Genomic DNA, 17,823 nt, shown 5'->3' on the forward strand with positions numbered 1-17,823 from the left:
ACGGAAAAGTTGGTCGCGTCGCCCCCGCGACGGGGGGGGCCGCTATCGGTGTCGCCCCTGGTTGCCAGCGGCCCCCGCCTTCGCGGGGGCGACGGTCAGACCACCAGCCGGTCGATCATCGCCTCGCGCATCGCGGGGGTCAGGTTGAGCACCGCCTCGGCATAGGTCGGAATATCGCCATGGTCGCGCCGCACCGTGGCGAGCGCGGCCTCCAGATAGACGGGGTTCACCGACATCAGCGCGCGCACCGCGTCGTCGCTGATCGCAGCGCCGTGGCGCGCTCGGATATGCTGCGCGCCCTGCGCGATCCGCTCCTCTATCCGCCCGGCGGTGTTGGTGAGCAGATAGTCCTGGATCAGGTCGTCCTCGTGCACGCCGAGCAGCCGGTGGACGATCGCGACCGCGAAGCCGGTGCGGTCCTTGCCCGCGACACAGTGGACGAGGCTCGGTGTGTCATATTCGGCGAGCGCGGCGAGATAGAGGCGCAGCGTCGCGACGAGCGCGGGGCGGTAGGGCATCCCGGCATAAGTGTCGATCATCCGCGCCCGCGCGGTCTCGAAATCGATCGCGCCGCCCGCGGCTGCGGCCTGCAGGTGCGGGGCGAGGCCCGCGGTGACGCCGCCTGCGAACAGCACGCGGCCCGCGAAATTTCCCGATCGGCGGCACGGGTGCACCTCGCGCTCGTCGTCGCCGCGCAGGTCGATGATCGTGTCGAGGCCGAGTCCGTCGATCGCGGTCAGATCCTCGTCGGTCGCCGCCTCGTGCTGCGCCGAACGCCAGAGCATTCCATTGCGCAACCGCCCGCCGCCTTCGACGGCATAGCCGCCATAGTCGCGGAAATTGTGGACGCCCGACAGGGGCAGGACGCGCTCGGCTTGCATCGTCATTCTCCCGTGAACACCGGCGGCCGTTTCTCGACGAAGGCGTTGATCGCCTCGCGGTTGTCGGCAGTTTCGTGAACGATCGCCTGATAGGCGGCGCTGAGTTCGAGGATGTCGCTCATCCGGCTGTGCTGCGCCTCGCGGAGCAGCCGTTTGGTGAGGCGTAGCGCGCGCGGGGGGTTGCAGACGATGCGCTCGGCGATCGCGACCGCGCGGTCCAGCAGTTCGGCGTCCGGCACCACTTCGGTGACGAGGCCATAATCCTTCGCCGCCTGCGCATCGAAGCGGTCGCCGGTCAGGAACAGTTCGGCGGCGCGCGGATAGCCGAGCACGCGCTGGAGCAGCCAGGCGCCGCCGTCGCCGGGGACGATCCCGACCTTGATGAAGCTGCACGCGAATTTGGCGCTTTCCGCCGCGATGCGGATGTCGCAGGTGCAGGCAAGATCGCAGCCGAGCCCGATCGCATGGCCGTTGACCGCGGCGATCATCGGGATTTCGCAGTCCATCAGCGCGCGGATCACCGCCTGCACCCCGCGGCGATAATTGGCGCGGGTCGAATCGGGCTGGTCGAGCACGCCGATGCCCTGGCGCTCCTGCATCGATTTGAGGTTTCCGCCGGCGCTGAACGCCTTGCCGCTGCCGGTCAGGATGATCGCGCTGACGCTGCGGTCCTCGCCCAGAGTGCGGAGCGTGTCGATGATGTCGTCGCAGTCCGCATGGGTGCCGATCGCGTTCATGCTCTCGGGCTTGATCATCGTCAGGATCGCGATCTTGCCCCGCCGCTCGACACTCAGAAATTCACCCATGAACACTCTCCCGATACGCGGACAGGCTATGCCTCGCGCACGCTGGTTGCAAGCCAATGACGATGGCGCCGGACGTGCGGGCGCGCCCGGCCGCCGCGACGATCAGCGGACCGCGCCGCCGCCGCGAAGCGCCGCGATGCGCGTCGCGTCGTAGCCGAGCGCGGCGAGCACCGCATCGCCGTCGGCGCCGACCGCCGGGGCCGGGCGCGGGGTGTCGGTCACGCTGGCCGAATAGCGCGGCGCGGGGGCGGGCTGGGTGACGCCGCCGACGGTCAGGAAGGTTTCGCGCGCGACGTTATGCGGATGCTGCGGCGCCTCGTTCAGCGAGAGCACCGGGGCGAAGCAGACGTCGGTCATCTCCATGATCGCGCACCATTCGTCGCGGGTCTTCGTCGCGAACAGCGCGGTGAGCTTGTCCTTGAGCGGTCCCCATTGTGTGGGGTCCATCTGCGCGTCGAAAGCGGGATCGGCGTCGAGCCCGGTATTCTCGCGCAGCAGGGCATAGAATTGCGGCTCGATCGACCCGATCGAGATGAATTTGCCGTCGGCGCAGGTGTAGGTGTCATAGAAATGGGCGCCGGTATCGAGCATGTTGGTGCCCGGTGCGTCGTTCAGCCGGCCCATGGCGAGGAAGCCCCAGCTCATACCCGCGAGCAGGGCCGAGCCGTCGGTCATCGCGCAGTCGATCACCTGACCCTGGCCGGTTTTCGCGGCGTGGAGCAGCGCGCTCGCCATGCCGAAGGCGAGCATCATGCCGCCGCCGCCGAAATCGCCGACATAATTGACCGGCGGCACCGGCTTTTCGCCCGCGCGGCCGACGGTGTGGAGGACGCCCGACAGCGCGATATAGTTGATGTCGTGCCCGGCGGCCTGCGAATAGGGGCCGAACTGCCCCCAGCCGGTCATGCGGCCATAGACGAGCTTCGGATTGTCGGCGAGCAGCACGTCGGGGCCGAGCCCCAGCCGCTCCATCACGCCGGGGCGATAGCCCTCGATGATCCCGTCCGCGCTCTTGCAGAGGTCGCGCGCGATCTGCACCGCCTCGGGATTCTTCATGTCGAGCGCGATCGAGGTGCGGTTTCGCGACAGCGGGTCGCGCGGGTCCATGAACCCGCCGGGGCGATCGATGCGGATCACCTCGGCGCCATGGTCCGCGAGCATCATGCCGCAATAGGGACCGGGGCCGATTCCCGCGAATTCGATGATCCTGATGCCGCTGAGCGGTCCCGCCATGTCGTTTCTCCCGTGCCTTCATCGTCATTGCGAGCGGCGAAGCCGCGCGGCAACCCAGAGCGGTCCACGCTACCCTGGATTGCCGCGTCGCTCCACTCCTCGCAATGGCGAGGTGGATTTTAGATGCGTTCGATGATGATCGCCGGCGCCATGCCGCCCGCGGCGCACATGGTGACGAGGCCGTAGCGGCCGCCCGAGCGTTCGAGCTCGTCGAGCGCGGTGCCGATCAGGATCGAGCCGGTGGCGCCGATCGGGTGGCCGAGCGCCATCGCGCCGCCGTTGATGTTGACCTTTTCGCGGTCGAGGTCGAGGTCGCGGATGAACTTTTCGGCGACGACCGAGAAGGCCTCGTTGATTTCCCAGACGTCGATGTCCTCCTTCTTGAGGCCGGCCTTTTCGAGCACCTTCTTGGCCGCGGGAACCGGGGCGTTGAGCATCAGCGTCGGATCGTCGCCGATATTGGCATAAGCGACGATGCGGGCACGGGGTTTCAGGCCGTGCTTGTCGGCATAATCCTTCGAGGTCAGCAGGATCGCCGCGGCCCCGTCGACGACGCCCGACGAGTTGCCGGCATGGTGGAAGTGCTGGATTTCAAGGTCGGGATAGCGGCGGTTGATCTGCTTCCGGAAGGTGAAGCCGTCGCCCATGTCGAAATCGGCGATCTTGGAGAAGCTGGGATTCAGCGCGGCAAGACCTTCAGCGGTCGTTTCGGGGCGCGGAAATTCCTCATGGTCGAGCGCGACGCTGCCGTCGGTATTGAGCACCGGAACGACCGATTTGTCGAAGCGGCCTTCCTTGATCGCCTTGTCGGCGCGCTGCTGGCTGACGAGCGCGAGCGCGTCGAGCGCTTTGCGGCTGATGCCTTCCATCGTCGCGATCGCGTCGCCGCAGATGCCCTGATGCGACTGCGGGTGGATTTCGTCGAGCGCTTCGTGGCCCGCGCCCATCAGGCGCGGCGGCAGGCCGGCGTTGGCCTGCTCGGCGGCATAGGCGGTGGTGTAGCTCATCATCTCGGTGCCGCCGGCGATGACGCAATCCTCCATGCCGCTCATCACGCTCGCCGCGGCGAAGTTCACCGAGCTGATGCCGCCGCCGCAGAAGCGGTCGAGCGTCGTGCCGCTGGCCTTGGTGTCATAGCCCGCCGACAGCGCCGCCATGCGGCCGAGGTCGCCGCCCTGCTTGCCGTTCTGGCTGGAGGTCGACCAGACGATGTCATCGACGGTCGCGGTGTCGAGATTGTTGCGGTCGCGGATCGCGGCGAGCACCGTCGCGGCGAGATGCTGCGGATGAAGATGCGACAGCGCACCCTTGCCGGGCTTGCCGATCCCGCGCGGGGTGCGGACGGCGTCGATGATATAGGCTTCGGACATGATGGGTTCCTTTCGGTGTGACGATTAACGGGGGGCCATGCGGATCGCGCCGTCGAGGCGGACGGCCTGGCCGTTGAAATAGGTGTTGCGGACCATCTCCATCGCGAGGCTGGCATATTCCTCGGCCTTGCCGAGGCGCTTGGGGAAGGGGACCGAGGCCTCCAGGCTTTCCTTGACCTTCGGGTTCATATTGCCGAGCAAGGGCGTGCCGAACACGCCGGGCATGATCGAATTGACGCGGATGCCGAGGTCCATCAGGTCGCGCGCCATCGGCAGCACGAGGCCGTTCACCCCCGCCTTGGCCGAGCCGTAGATGACCTGCCCGATCTGCGCGTCCTGCGCCGCGACCGAGGCGGTGAAGATGATCGCGCCGCGTTCGCCGTCTTCGAGTTCGGGAAGGGTCGCCATGCCCTCGGCGGCGATCGAGCCGATGCGATAGCTCGCGGTCAATATGCCCGCGACGCCATATTCATAGTCGGCAGTCGGGGTGCGGCGGAAGGTGCCGCTTTCCTTGTCGTAGGCGAGCGTCTTGCCGCGGCGCGAGGTCATCGCGCAGTGGACCGCGATGCGTTCCTGCCCGTGCGCCGCGCGCGCCTTGGCGAAGCCATCGAGCACCGATTGCTCGTCGGTGATGTCGACATGGACGAACAGCCCGCCGATCGACTGTGCGACCTCTTCGCCGAGCGCGTCGTTGATGTCGAAGATCGCGACCTTCACGCCCGCGGCGGCGAGCGCTTCGGCGGTCGCGCGGCCGAGGCCCGATGCGCCGCCGGTGACGACGGCCGCGGTGGAGGAATCGAGTTTCATGGGGAGGCTCCTCAGGCTGGAATCTGGTTGAAGGGAATGCCCTTGTCGGGGCGGTGATCCTGCGGCAGGCCGAGAATGCGCTCGGCGATGGTGTTGAGCAACGTCTCGTCCGATCCGCCCGCGATGCGGCCCGTCGGCGCGTTGATCCAGCTCGAAGCCCAATCGTCCTTGGGTGAGGCATGTTCGTCGAAGGCGAAGCCGCCCGCGCCCTGCAGGTCGAGCGCGAGTTCGGATAATTTCTGCCGCGAGCGCACCGCGACGAGCTTGTTGAGCGAGCCTTCGGGGCCGGGCGTCATTCCCGCCTCCATCATGCGCCGGGCGCGGACGTTGATCGAATCGAGCCCGGCGCGCATCGCATAGTTGCGCGCGATCTGCTGGCGGATGCGGCCATCCTCGATCGCGGGCCGTCCGTTCAGCCGCACCTCTTTCGCGAGGTCGACGAACAGGTCGAGATGCGGGCCGAAACCGGCGCTGTCGGTCGCGACATAGCGTTCGATCATCAAGGTCGCGAGCGCGACGGCGAAGCCGCCGCCGACCGGCGACATGCGATGATCGTCGCTGATCTTCACATCGTCGAAGAACACCTCGTTGACGTGGCTGTCGCCGCCCGCGAGCTTGATCGGGCGCACGGTGACGCCGGGGGCCTTCATATCGACCCAAAAGTAAGTGAGGCCCTTGTGTTTGGCGACGGTCGGGTCGGTGCGGACGACGATGACGCCATAGTCGCTATATTGCGCCCAGCTCGTCCAGACCTTTTGCCCATTGACCTTCCAGCCGTTGCCGTCGGTTTCGGCGCGGGTGCGTAGCCCGGCGAGATCGGTGCCGCCCGAGGGTTCGGAGAAAAGCTGGCACCAGATTTCCTCGCCCTGCAGCGCCTTGAGCACGCGCTCCTTCACGAAGTCGCGGTCGGGGCCGAACTGCATCAGCACCGGCACCGGCATCCCGAGCGAGATGCCGAAATAGACGTTGGGGAAGCCGTGCTTCATCTCCTCCGCCTCGAAGGTGATCTTCTCGATATGGCCGAGACCCTGGCCGCCGAGGTCGACCGGCCAGTTGATGCCGGCAAAGCCGGCGTCGAACTTCGCCTTCTGGTAGCGGCGGCCGAGCGCGAGATCGTCTTCGACGCTGAGCCCCTTGCGCGCCGCCTTGCCGAAGGCCGGGACCATCGATTCGCACCAGGCGGCGGCCTTGGCGCGCCAGGCTTCGAGATCGCTCATGCTTCGTCTCCTGCGAGGCGGTCGACCAGCACATCTTCCCAGAAGAAGCTGCTTCCCTGTTCGAGCGCGAGGCTGCGCGCGCGGCGCATGTGGAGGTGGAGGCCGATCTCCCACGTCACCCCGATGCCGCCGTGAATCTGCACGCAGTCGCGCGCCGCCGTGTCATAGGCCTCGGTCGCCGACAGCCGCGCGGCGGCGGCGGCGGTGATGAAATCGGCCTGCCCCTCGCGCGATGCGGCGTGGATGCAGTTCGCTCGCGCGAGTTCGACGAGGCCGTATAGTTCGGCAATGCGGTGCTTGATCGACTGGAAGGCGCCGATCGGCTGGCCGAAGGCCTTGCGGGTCACGGCATAGTCGCGCGCGATCTCCATCAGCACCTCGGCGCCGCCGGTCTGCTCGTGCGCGGTGACGACGGCTTGCAGGGCGAGAATGTGGAGCGCTGCGGCGCGGGCGGCCTCGCCGGTCGCCAGCGTTTCGGTGGGGGTATCGGCGAAGGAAAGGTCGGCGATGCAGCGGCTGTTGTCGAAACTGTCGACGGCCGTGCGCTCGACCCCGGTCAGGTCGACGAGCACGAGCGCCGGTCCGCTCGCCAGCACCACCGCGACATCGGCGGACAGGCCGCCCGAAACGGCGCCCGCGATGCCGGTCAGCCGGTCGCCGGTCAGCGTGACCGCGGGCTCGGCGGGCAGGGGGTCGGGACCGGCTGCGAAGGCGATCGCGCCGATCGTTTCGCCGCTGGCGAGGCCGGGGAGCCAGCGCGCCTTCTGCTCATCGCTGCCGTAAAGCTCGATCGCTTTCGCGGCGCCGAAGCTCGAGGTCAGGAAGGGCGCGCCGCTCAGCGTGCGGCCTGCCTGATGCGCGATCAGCCCGAGTTCGATTAGGCCGAGCGCGAGCCCGCCATGGGCTTCGGGCAGCGCGAGCGCGGTCCAGCCCTGTTCCTTCGCGGTCGTCCAGAACGGCTGGTGATACGCGCCTTGCGTCTGGAGCAGCGGCAGCAACTCGTCCTTGCTGACCCGCGCTTCGAGCGCGCGACGCGACTCGGTCGCTATCGCCTGCTGCCCTTCGTCGTACAAAATCGACATCGGCCCGATTCCTCTTGCCCTTGGTTAGTCCATCATCCGGACGTTAACGTAAACGTCAAGTTGTTTTGACGTTACGGCTTGCCGAGCGTCAACTGACAGGCGTGTCAGGCGCGCCCGGCTTTCCAGTCGCGCCTGATCTTCTTGGCGAGGCTCCATTTGTGGACTTCGGTGGGGCCATCGTAGATGCGGAAGGCGCGAACCTCGCGGAAGACCTGCTCGACGATCGTCTTGTCGGTGACCCCGGTGCCGCCCATCACCTGAACGCAGCGATCGGCGATCCGCATCAGCGCCTCGGACACCGCGACCTTCGCCATCGAGCTTTCGACCGTGCCGAGCGATCCGGTGTCGAGCACCCCGGCGCACCAGTCGATCATCAGTTCGGCCTGTTTCAGGTCGATCATATTTTCCGCGAGCATGAAGCCGACGCCCTCATGCTCGATCAGCGGCTTGCCGAAGGCCTCGCGGCGGTTGGCATAATCGCTCGCGATCTCGTGGGCGCGGATGCAGCAGCCGAGCCAGCGCATACAGTGCGACAGGCGGGCAGGGGACAGGCGCACCTGCGCATAGCGAAAGCCTTCGCCCGCCTGGCCGAGCATCTGGTCGGCGGGGATACGCAGATTGTCGATGGTCAGCGTCGCATGACCGCCGGGCATCGAACTGTCGATCGTGTTCGGAATCTCATCGATGCGGATCGCCGGGTCGGGCAGGTCGACGAGGAACATGCACGCGCCTTCCTCGGCCTTCGCCATGACGATCCCGACGCGGGCGCCCTCGGCGCCGGTGATGAAGGTCTTGCGGCCGTTCACGACCCAGTGATTGCCGTCGGGGCGGCAGGTCGTCTTCATCATCGACGGGTCCGACCCGGCACCGCCCTCGTCGGCGGGCTCGGTCATGAAGAAGGCCGAGCGGACGCGGCCTTCGACCATCGGTTTCAGAAAGCGTTCCTTGAGCTCGGGGCTGCCCTCCTTGCCGAGCAGATACATATTGCCCTCGTCGGGCGCCATGGTGTTGCAGGCGAGGGGGCCGAGCGGCGACAGGCCCGATTTGATGAGCACCACCGCGGTCTCGCGCTGGTTGAGGTGGCTTCCGTCGCCCAGGATATGCGGCGTCAGCACGCCCGCCGCGCGGGCATGGTCGCGCATTTCCATCACCAGTTCGTCGGTCGGGGCGCCATGATGGTCGCGGCGCGGGTCTTTCTCATAAGGGATCACCGTCTCACGGACGAAGGCCTCGACCTTCGCGGCGATCGCTCGCGCCCGATCCGATATGCCCATATCCGTCGTCATCCCGATTCCCTTCGATCTCTAACAGTTCTGAAGCCTCAACCCGACGTTGACGTAAGCGTCAAGTTAATTCAAGGGAGAAGGCAACGGTGCCGTAACGGCAGGACCAGCAAGGGAAGGACGGATCATGGCTTTCAAGACGCGCATCACCGAAATGCTCGGAATCGAGCATCCGATCGTGCAGGGCGGGATGCAGAGCGTCGGCTATGCCGAACTGGCGAGCGCGGTGTCGAACGCCGGCGGCCTCGGCATATTGACCGCGCTGACCCAGCCGAGCCCCGAAGCGCTGCGCGAGGAGATCGAGCGCTGCCGGTCGATGACTAGCAAGCCCTTCGGCGTGAACATGACGGTGTTTCCGACGATCAACGCACCCGATTACAAGGCCTATGCGCAGGCGATCATCGACGGCGGCGTGAAGATCGTCGAGACCGCGGGAACACAAGCGGTGCGTGAGATTTGGGAGATGCTGAAGCCGCACGGCGTCACCATCCTCCACAAATGCACCGCGGTCCGCCACGCGCTGTCGGCTGAGAAGGCGGGCTGCGACATCATCTCGATCGACGGCTTCGAATGCGCGGGACACCCCGGCGAGGACGATATTCCGGGGCTGATCCTCATTCCCTGCGCCGCCGACAAGGTGAAAGTGCCGATGCTCGCGAGCGGGGGTTTCGGCGACGGGCGCGGGCTTGTCGCCGCGCTGACCCTCGGCGCCGAGGGGATCAATATGGGCACGCGCTTCTGCGCCACGGTCGAGGCGCCGATCCACGACAATGTGAAGCAGGCCTATATCGAAAATGACGAGCGCGGCAGCTTCCTGATCTTTCGCAATTTCAAGAACACCGCGCGCGTCGGCCGCAGCCCGGTCAGCGAAGAGGTCGCGCGCCGCCTTGCCAACCCCGACGCGCAGTTCAGCGACGTGCAGGAGCTGGTGTCGGGCGCCGCGGGCCGCGAACTGCTCAAGACCGGCGATCTGACCAAGGGCGTCTTCTGGGCAGGCATGGTTCAGGGGCTGATCCACGATATTCCGACCTGTCAGCAGCTGATCGACCGCATCATAGCCGACGCCGAGGCGATCATCGACCAGCGGCTCGCTGGCTTCCGGGCCTGAACGACTGACGCGGCGCCTTGCGGCGGGGTTGCGGGTGCCGCTATGCAGGCGGCTCCACAACCAGCCGGGGAGCAGGCTTGTCTATCGTCGAATATAAGGGCTTTGGCGGCGTTCGCCTCTCGGCTGACCTGATTGGCGGCGAACACGACCCGGTCATCCTGCTGCTGCCCGACGTCGGGCAGGGCCGCGAAGCCTGGCGCGCGGTCGCCGAAGCGCTGGTCCTTTCGGGGCGGCGCGTCGTCAATCTGGAGCCGCGCCCGGTGTCCGGTCCCGACTGGAGCCCTGACGAACAGGTCGCGCATGTCGAGGATCTGCGCGCCGTGCTTGCCCAGATGGGGTCGCGCCCGGTCGTCGTTGCCGCGCGGCGCGGCGGCTGGATCGCGGCGCAGGCGCTCGCCCCCGATGGCGCGCATCTCGCCGCCGGGCTGGTGCTGGTCGATATGCCGGCGACTGACGAGGCGATGATCGCGGCGCCGGGTCTCGCATTGCCGACGCTTGTCGTGCGCGGCGGCTTTTCCCCCGCCGAATGCACGCCGGCGAGCGACGCGTTCCGCGTCGCGCTCCCGATAGGCGAAAACGCCGATATCGAAGAAACCGACATGGCGTTCGCGGCCGATCGCAGCGAAGCGCTGCTCGGCCAGCTCCTCGAATTTCTCGAACGAAGGCAACCGCGCAAGGCGACCGAATTCAAGGCCGGGTCCGATCCGCGCACGCTGCGCGACGCGATGGGATGTTTCGCGACGGGGGTGACGATCGTCACCGCGATCGACGCCGCCGCCATGCCGGTCGGCCTCACCGCCAACAGCTTCACTTCGGTCTCGCTCGATCCGCCGCTGTTGCTCGTCTGCATCGCCAACACCGCGGGAACCGCACCGGTGCTGCGCGACGTGGTACATTTCGGGGTCAACGTGCTGCAGATCGGGCAGCAGCCCGCATCGAACCGATTCGCGACGAAGGGCGAGGATAAGTTCGCGAACCTGCCCTGGGCGCCCGGACAGACCGGCGTTCCGCTGCTCGAAAGTTCGCTCGTCTCCTTTGAGTGCGAGAGCGAGGCGCTGCATGAGGCCGGCGATCATTTCATTCTCGTGGGCCGCGTCGTGCGCGCGCAGTTCGAGCCGCACCGCGATCCGCTTCTCTATTTTCGCGGCAAATACCGGCGCCTGCATTTCGCCTGACGGCGCCGCTTCCTCCCGGGCCGTGCCGATTCGACGCCGAACCGAGCCTTTGCGGCCCATATTCGCGGAGCTTTCGGCGCGTTCGGCGGTTGATGCATCGACAGCCACCCATCAGGAGGACATGCGATGCACCCGATTTCCCGAGCCGCGATTGCCCTGACCGCCGCGTCGATCGCCGTTGCGCCGGTCGCCGCTTCGGCTGCACCGGCCATCGACAGCGCGCGCGCGGTATCGATGACAAGCGGCACGAACGAGCTCGAAGGCAATTCGAGCTGGCTCATCGGGCTGCTCGGCCTGCTCGCGGGCGTTGCCGCGATCATCGTCATCTCGAGCAACGACGACGATGCGCCGGTCAGCCCCTGACGGGAAAAGATGGTGAGCCCTGCTGGGCATAGTCGACCGAGCGCAATCTGTCGGGAAGCCCCGCCTGCACGCAGAATTTGTAGGTTCTCCGATCGAGATTGCCGTTCCCGATTAGCCGCCATGTTTGCCGAATAATCCCCGTCGGCGTATCATCCGGCAGCTTCCGCATGTATGTCACGGATAATCGTGATTGCCCATGTGAACGCACTACCGGCGGGTACCGCGCCGAAGGTAAAGGCGGTCACAAATGACGAGTCCACTTGCCGGAGGACGGGGTAATTGGAAGCGGCGAGCGCACCGGGATCAATCGTATCATGGCGCAGGAGCTTGCAGGCCTCATCGATTTCACGACGGAAATCGTTTTACCTGATCGCAATTGCTACCGGTTCGACGAAATTGCGCCCTTCCTCATCTTTGGTTAACCATTAATGATCACGGTTGTAATATAGGATGTCCAAGGAACGACCGCGATGAACATGGCTCATATTGCCGCTCCCCTGCAGGCCGACATTGCATTCCAGGCCAATCTCTATGAAGATTCCAATCCGACACGTCGCGGACTGCACCTGTCGCGACGCGAGTGGGTCGAAACAGCGCTCGTGCTAAATTTGCCTCCGCAGGGCTCGGTGATCGAGGTCGGCATCGGCTGCGGCATCTTCACGCGTTTTCTCTCATCGATTGGCGCTCGCACCACCGCCGTCGACATCAATCCCGCGTTCGTGATGGGCGTGCAGGACCTCAACGGCGTGACCCCGGTACTTGCGGACGCAACGGCTGATCTGGATATGGGCCAGCATGATCTGGCGCTTTGCTCCGAAGTGCTTGAGCATGTGCCGCCGGAACGTTCCGCGGCGATGCTGAAAAACCTCCATTCGGCGCTAAAGCCAGGCGGCCTGCTTATTCTGACGACGCCACAGCGCTTCGCGAGCGTGGAGTTGATGGCCCGCCTGCTGAAATTTCCGCCGGTGCTGGCTGTGGCCAGACGTCTTTATGGAACGGCCGACGAATTGGGCCATATCAATCTGCTGACCGCAGGCCAACTCGGGGTTCAATTGCGGCACGCAGGCTTTGCGATCGAAAGCCACACTCGGTTCGGCTTCTATCTACCCTTCATTGCAGAATTTGGCGGACAAGCTGGTTGGCGAACGCTCCGTGCTATCGAGCGCGTGATACGACATATGCCTCTCCTCAAGGGTCTCATCTGGACGCAGGCATATGTGCTCAGAAAGATGTGAGGGAAGGCACATCCAACTCAAAAAAACCGATAGCTGGCTGGATATATTCAATTTTCGATACAGGGAGCGTTGGAATGGCGCGGTCCAGTCAATCAAGACGAGAATGGGATAAGAAGGATGGGCAGGCGTTTCAGGTGCTGAGGGCCTTTGCCCAAGCCACAATGGCCCAACGGGAGATATCGGCCGCCTCGGCTTCGGCTTCGGTTGCGATGATGATGATATGACACCATCACACGCCGGGACCAAATACCTAACTGACGATGAGTTCGCCGCTCAAAAGACCAAGTTGCCAGGATAACCAATATGATCTCAAGCTTCAAACGGCGGGATTGTTTGCGGGGCATGACGAAGTCGTGATCCGGGGCGATATATCCAGCCGAAGCTTTTCGGTCATTTACCTCAAGGCCGGCAAGGTCGTTGCGCTGGACTGCGTCAATTCAGTCAGAGATTATGTGCAGGGCCGAAGTCTCGTTGCTGCCGGAATCGCTGTTACCCCGTCGTCGCTCATTCACAAGCACCGATAAACTGCCTCGATAAGGGCAACGTCTCGAGGATCGTCGCGCAGCATCGTTCCCATCCGGTTCATTGTGTAACTCATCGCGATATTCGCCACCGGATCGGCAAATCCGAAGGAGCCTCCCCAGCCCGAATGGCCGAACGCTGCCTCGTTCGGGCCGTAAAGACCGTCTGAGTTAGTCAGGAACCCCGCTGCCCAGCGCGCCGGCAGGCCGAGCACGAGGTCGACTCCGCCGGTGCGCGGCGCGGTCGCGGCGGCGAGCGTTTCAGGCCGCACCAGTCCGCCCATGAACTGCGCATAGAGATGCGCGAGCGCGGCGGCGTTCGAATGGCCGTTCGCCGAGGCCAGGTCCGCGGCGCGCCAAGCAGGTCCATTCGGGAGCAGCGGATCGAGCGGCGGGTTCGCAAGCGCTGCTACCTGCGGGGGCGTGAGGCTGCCGATGTCAGCCGAACTCAATTCGGCGGACGCCACGATCTCCGCGCGGCGACCATCCTCGCACGGGTCGAGCCCAATCGCGATGTCAAGCTTCAGCCCGGCCACAATCTCGTCGCGGACGAAGCTTTTGAGCGACCGCCCCTCGATCCGTTCGAAGAGCGCGGTCGCAAGGATACCGATGCTGATCGCATGATAGCCCGATGCTGTGCCGGGTTCCCACAGCGGCGCTTGTGCCGCGAGCCGACCGGCTGCGGCTTTGCCGGCAAGCAAGTCATCTATCGTCGCGGGAGTGGTGAAGCCGCACAACCCGGCCTGATGCGAGAGCAATTGGCCGATCGTGATGCGGCTTTTGCCGCTGAATCCGAAGTCGGACCAATGATCGGCGACGCGGTCTTCGTATGACATCAGTCCACGGTCGACGAGCATGGCGAAACAAATCGCCGCGACGCCCTTGGTCGTCGACCAGAGATTGACGAGCGTGTCGGCCCGCCACGCATGCGCTCTGCCCGCATCACGCCAGCCACCGTGGAGATCGACGGCGGTTTCGCCGTCGATAATCAGGCACAGCGCCGCGCCGACGTCGCCGCGCTCGGCGAAATTGGCGGCGAAAGCGTCGCGGACGGCAGCGAAACGCGGGAGACAGGTTCCGGCGATGGGGGTGTCGGTGGTCATCATCCTTCTCCTCAGTAGCGGAAGCTGACTTCGACGCCGTAGGTGCGCGGGGCATTGTAGATGCGGTTGACGATGCCAAGCGTCGCGAGATCGACCCCCTGCACGACATAGCGCTCCTTGGTCAGGTTGCGGCCCCACAGCGCGATTTCCCATCCGCTCTTCTCGTCGGCGAGCGAGACGCGCGCGTTCAGAAGCCAATAGGAGCCGGACGCGATCAGCGGGTCGTTCGATGCCTCCTTGAACGCCCGCGAGGCGTAGCGTGCATCGCCCTGGACAGCGGCGCGCAGCCGGTCGGTCACGCCGAACTCGTAGCGCGCCTTGCCGGAAAAGGAGGTCGCAGGCGCATTGGGCAGCCGGTTGCCCGCCGGAACCGTTCCCGCAGCGGTTGCGAAGGACGACAGATGCGTATCGAGCAGCCCGAGCCCGCCCGACAGCATGAGTCCCTGCACGGGGCGCAGGATCAGGTCGATATCGGCGCCGAACACGCGTGCGCTGTCGACATTGCCGACCTTCTGCACCGACAGGCCGGTATCCGGGTCGATGAAGCGCACGAAGGTTTGCGGATCCTTGTAATCATAATAGAAGCCCGAGGCGTTGAGCGTCACCACGCGTCCGAACTCGCTCTTCACCCCGATCTCATAGGCGGTGATCGTCTCGGGGCGATAGGGCAGCAACTGGTTGTCGTTGTTGGTGAAACCGCTGAAGAAGCCGCCGCTCTTCCGCCCGCGGGAAACCGAGGCGAAGAGGAGCAGCCCGTCGCGCGGCCGGACGTTGAGCCCGATGCGCCCGGTGACATTGTCGTCGCTGATCCTATCGTCGATGAAGGTGTCGTTCACCCCGACGAGCGGCGAGGGGGTGATGAAGGTCGTGCCGCCTGCGTAGCGCCGTTTCTCGTGCGTGAAGCGGAGCCCCGTGATCAGGTCGACCTTGTCGGCGATGTGCCAGGTCGCGTCGGCATAGAGCGCCTGCGAGCGCGTGACCTGGTCATAGTTGGTCTTCCCCGACCCGCTCGCCGCGCCGAGGAAGAGCAGGGGCCAGTCATCCAAGAGGTTCGTGTTGTCACCGAGCACCCGGTCCCAGGAATAAAAGCCACCGGCGACCAGATCGACAAGATCGTCGCGGTAGCCGACCCGCAGTTCCTGCGTGAACTGCCGGACATCCTCGTCCTCGACATAGTCGAACTGCTGCAGGGGGGTCGCATCGACGTCGATATGATAGAGGCGCGAAAAGTCGATATAGCCGGTGATCGAGGTGATCTCGAACGCTCCCGCACTGTAGCGGACCTTGCCGGTCAGATTGACCTGATCGACCTTGTACGGAAAATCGCCGGTCCAGTCGCCGTCATAGGGGCTGGCATGGCTGTTTCGATAGCCATAGGCATCGGTGCAATCGGCGTTATCGAGACGGCCCTGAAGCACCGCGGCGCAGGGCACGAACGGGGTTCCGATGCCATAAGTGCCGTTGAATTGCGGCACGCCCATTTCCGAGCGCGAGCGTTCGCCTTCGGCCTTGAGCAGGATGTCGAGATTGTCGGTCGGCTGGAGCGCAAGCTGGATGCGGCCGAGCCAGATATCGCGCGTCCCGATGTCGCGGCGCCCCGCGGTGCCGTCGGCGAGCAGCGAACTCGTCCAATAGCCCTTGCCCTGCTGGATCGTCTTGCCGCTGACCCGCAGCTGCGCGTTTCCGGACAGCGGGATGTTGAGCATCGCCTCGGCATCGAAGCTGTCGAAATTGCCATAGCTCGCCTTGGCGAACGCGGCGAAGGCATCGCCCGGCGTCGCCGAAACGATATTGACCGCGCCGGCGGTGGTGTTGCGGCCGTACAGCGTGCCCTGCGGACCCTTCAATATCTCGATGCGGCCGAGGTCGAAGAAATTGCCGCTCATCAGCCCGGGCGAGGCGAGAGGAATTTCGTCGATATAGATGCCCGCGGCGGGGCTCGAGACGGTGCTGAAATCGTCGAGGCCGATGCCGCGGATCGTCACCGTCGGCAGCGCGCCGGGGACGGTTTCCTTGATGTCGACGTTCGGCACCTGCGTCGCCAGATCCTTGAGCTCGGCGACGCGGGCGGTGCGGATGCCTTCGGCCGAGAGCGCCTGGATCGTCGCGCCGACATCCTGCAGCCGTTCCTCGCGCTTCATCGCGGTGACGACGATATCGTCTGCGTTGGCACCCCCACCGACATTATCCTGCGCCTGCGCACCGGTCGCGGCCAGCAAAATGGCCGTGCCGGCCAGAAGCGCCGATTTCCGCACCTGACGTGCAGCGGCGAACGGATGCGTAAGGCGTCCCATATCTCTCCCTTTCCCGAACATTCTTTATCGTATATGTTTCTGACATATGAGTATGTCGATACATACCGACTTGTCAATCGGCCTTGGAACGGGCAGGCAGGCGTAATGGAAACCGGCGTATTAGCTACGAAAACCAGGCCGTTGCAAAGCGCAGCCCGCGCTGCGCGACGCGCTCTGCTGCTCGATGAGGCCGCGGTGGAGTTCCGCCGAAACGGAGTCGCAGGCGCCGATCTTATCCGGATCGCGCGGAATGTCGGGCTGACGCGGCCGAGCCTTTATAATTATTGCTCGGACCGCAGCGACCTCGCGCGGCAATGCTATTTTCATCTGCTCGATCCCTTGCTTGCCGACCTCGACCGCGCGGCGGAGGCAGCAAGCGGGCTAGCGGCCGTTTTGTCCTTCCTGACAGCCGCGAGCGAGCGTGACCAGTCCCACGCCATTATCGCCGCCGAGCTCGACACGCTTCCCGTGGATCAGAAGCGCGAGATCGTCACGCGCCAGACCGAAGCGTTCGATCTGCTCGCCGCGCTGATCGATCGCGGAATCGCTGACGGATCGATCCGGCGCTGCGATCCGGCGATTGCGGCGCGGACGATTTGGGGAATGATCGCATGGGCACCGCTCGGCGACATCTGGGCGAAGCGAGCCGAACCCAGTCGGCTGTCGGTCGAACTTCCCGGCATCGTCGAGCGCGGGGTCGCGACCGGCCCGGCGCCCGGCCGGATCGAAGATATCGAAATCGAGGATTGGGGCGCGCTCGTCCCGCCGCCGCCAGTGGACCGCGCTGGAGAGATCGTCGCCGCCGCTTCGGCGCTGTTCAACGCGCGCGGGGTCGAGGGCGTGTCACTGGACGATGTTGCTGCGGCGATGTCGGCAACCAAGGGGCTGATATACCATCATTTTGCGACCAAGGCCGAACTGGTCGCGGCGAGTCTCGATCGCGCCTTTGAGCTATACGATCGCCTGCTCGACTGCGCCGAACGTCATCCGTGCGGCGTCGACCGCGCGCGCGCAGGCCTCGCGCTTAACGTGCAGGCCCAGCTCGACCCCGCCGGGCCAATGTCGCTCACCGCCGCTGCCTATCACAAACTGCCGGATAGTGAGCGCGAACGTTTCAGCAAGCAGACCAATCACCTGCTCGACCGTTCGATCGCGACCATGGAGCTTGGCAACGCCGACGGCAGCCTCCGCCTGTTCGAGGCCGAACCGACCGCGCTCGTCTCGGCAGGCACCTTCAATTTCGTTGCGCGCTGGCTCCCGGTCGATACCGATTTACTACCGCGCCAGGTCGCCTTCGAAGTGTCGACACTATTTCTGCACGGGCTGAGCGAAAAATAGCGAGGCT

15 protein-coding genes and 1 pseudogene are annotated in these 17,823 nt (G+C 65.3%); 6 read left to right on the forward strand and 10 right to left on the reverse strand.

Annotated features, from left to right (window positions below; all coding sequences use genetic code 11):
- Positions 1-95: 95 nt before the first annotated feature.
- From OJI97_RS00035 to OJI97_RS00070, 8 genes are all read right to left on the reverse strand, one after another.
- Positions 96-887 carry a tyrosine-protein phosphatase gene (locus OJI97_RS00035; RefSeq protein ID WP_297659499.1) on the reverse strand — a complete coding sequence of 264 codons (792 nt, stop codon included), beginning with the start codon at positions 885-887 and terminating at the stop codon, positions 96-98.
- A complete protein-coding gene (locus OJI97_RS00040) occupies positions 884-1,687 on the reverse strand; it encodes a crotonase/enoyl-CoA hydratase family protein (protein WP_297659502.1) in 804 nt (267 codons plus the stop codon). The genes OJI97_RS00035 and OJI97_RS00040 overlap by 4 nt, the downstream gene beginning before the upstream one ends.
- A 102-nt stretch (positions 1,688-1,789) precedes the next feature.
- Entirely contained in the window at positions 1,790-2,920 is a 1,131-nt protein-coding gene (locus OJI97_RS00045) for a CaiB/BaiF CoA-transferase family protein (protein WP_297659505.1), read from the reverse strand.
- A 119-nt stretch (positions 2,921-3,039) separates the two neighbouring features.
- Positions 3,040-4,290, reverse strand: a complete 1,251-nt coding sequence (locus OJI97_RS00050) for an acetyl-CoA C-acetyltransferase (RefSeq protein WP_297659508.1) — start codon at positions 4,288-4,290, stop codon at positions 3,040-3,042.
- A gap of 24 nt (positions 4,291-4,314) precedes the next feature.
- Positions 4,315-5,097, reverse strand: coding sequence for an SDR family NAD(P)-dependent oxidoreductase (locus OJI97_RS00055; protein ID WP_297659510.1), 783 nt, complete (start codon positions 5,095-5,097; stop codon positions 4,315-4,317).
- Between the two features lie 11 nt (positions 5,098-5,108).
- Entirely contained in the window at positions 5,109-6,314 is a 1,206-nt protein-coding gene (locus OJI97_RS00060) for an acyl-CoA dehydrogenase family protein (protein ID WP_297659513.1), read from the reverse strand.
- A complete protein-coding gene (locus tag OJI97_RS00065; RefSeq protein WP_297659516.1) occupies positions 6,311-7,396 on the reverse strand; it encodes an acyl-CoA dehydrogenase family protein in 1,086 nt (361 codons plus the stop codon). The genes OJI97_RS00060 and OJI97_RS00065 overlap by 4 nt, the downstream gene beginning before the upstream one ends.
- A 104-nt stretch (positions 7,397-7,500) precedes the next feature.
- Positions 7,501-8,682, reverse strand: a complete 1,182-nt coding sequence (locus tag OJI97_RS00070) for an acyl-CoA dehydrogenase (RefSeq protein ID WP_297659519.1) — start codon at positions 8,680-8,682, stop codon at positions 7,501-7,503.
- Between the two features lie 124 nt (positions 8,683-8,806).
- Here OJI97_RS00070 and OJI97_RS00075 point away from each other — a divergent pair, with 124 nt between their 5' ends.
- The 5 genes and pseudogenes from OJI97_RS00075 to OJI97_RS00095 all read left to right on the forward strand — a co-directional run.
- A complete protein-coding gene (locus OJI97_RS00075; protein WP_297659523.1) occupies positions 8,807-9,787 on the forward strand; it encodes a nitronate monooxygenase family protein in 981 nt (326 codons plus the stop codon).
- A 77-nt stretch (positions 9,788-9,864) separates the two neighbouring features.
- A complete protein-coding gene (locus OJI97_RS00080; RefSeq protein WP_297659525.1) occupies positions 9,865-10,962 on the forward strand; it encodes a flavin reductase in 1,098 nt (365 codons plus the stop codon).
- A 126-nt stretch (positions 10,963-11,088) separates the two neighbouring features.
- A complete protein-coding gene (locus OJI97_RS00085; RefSeq protein ID WP_297659529.1) occupies positions 11,089-11,325 on the forward strand; it encodes a hypothetical protein in 237 nt (78 codons plus the stop codon).
- Between the two features lie 470 nt (positions 11,326-11,795).
- The gene (locus OJI97_RS00090) at positions 11,796-12,560 is read left to right on the forward strand and encodes a class I SAM-dependent methyltransferase (RefSeq protein WP_297659533.1); all 765 of its coding nucleotides are present in this window, start codon (positions 11,796-11,798) and stop codon (positions 12,558-12,560) included.
- A gap of 296 nt (positions 12,561-12,856) precedes the next feature.
- Positions 12,857-13,084: pseudogene (locus tag OJI97_RS00095) on the forward strand (oxidoreductase C-terminal domain-containing protein); the annotation flags it as partial.
- Here OJI97_RS00095 and OJI97_RS00100 read toward each other — a convergent pair.
- Both OJI97_RS00100 and OJI97_RS00105 read right to left on the reverse strand, forming a co-directional pair.
- Positions 13,069-14,184 (reverse strand): serine hydrolase domain-containing protein, encoded by a 1,116-nt coding sequence (locus tag OJI97_RS00100; protein ID WP_297659535.1) that lies wholly within the window; start codon positions 14,182-14,184, stop codon positions 13,069-13,071. The pseudogene OJI97_RS00095 and the gene OJI97_RS00100 overlap by 16 nt on opposite strands.
- Before the next feature lie 11 nt (positions 14,185-14,195).
- The gene (locus tag OJI97_RS00105) at positions 14,196-16,478 is read right to left on the reverse strand and encodes a TonB-dependent receptor (protein WP_297659539.1); all 2,283 of its coding nucleotides are present in this window, start codon (positions 16,476-16,478) and stop codon (positions 14,196-14,198) included.
- A 141-nt stretch (positions 16,479-16,619) separates the two neighbouring features.
- Here OJI97_RS00105 and OJI97_RS00110 point away from each other — a divergent pair, with 141 nt between their 5' ends.
- Positions 16,620-17,816 carry a TetR family transcriptional regulator gene (locus OJI97_RS00110; protein ID WP_297659542.1) on the forward strand — a complete coding sequence of 399 codons (1,197 nt, stop codon included), beginning with the start codon at positions 16,620-16,622 and terminating at the stop codon, positions 17,814-17,816.
- The last annotated feature ends 7 nt before the right edge of the window (positions 17,817-17,823 follow it).

It is taken from the genome of Sphingopyxis sp., assembly GCF_025869345.1.
Taxonomy (GTDB): domain Bacteria; phylum Pseudomonadota; class Alphaproteobacteria; order Sphingomonadales; family Sphingomonadaceae; genus Sphingopyxis.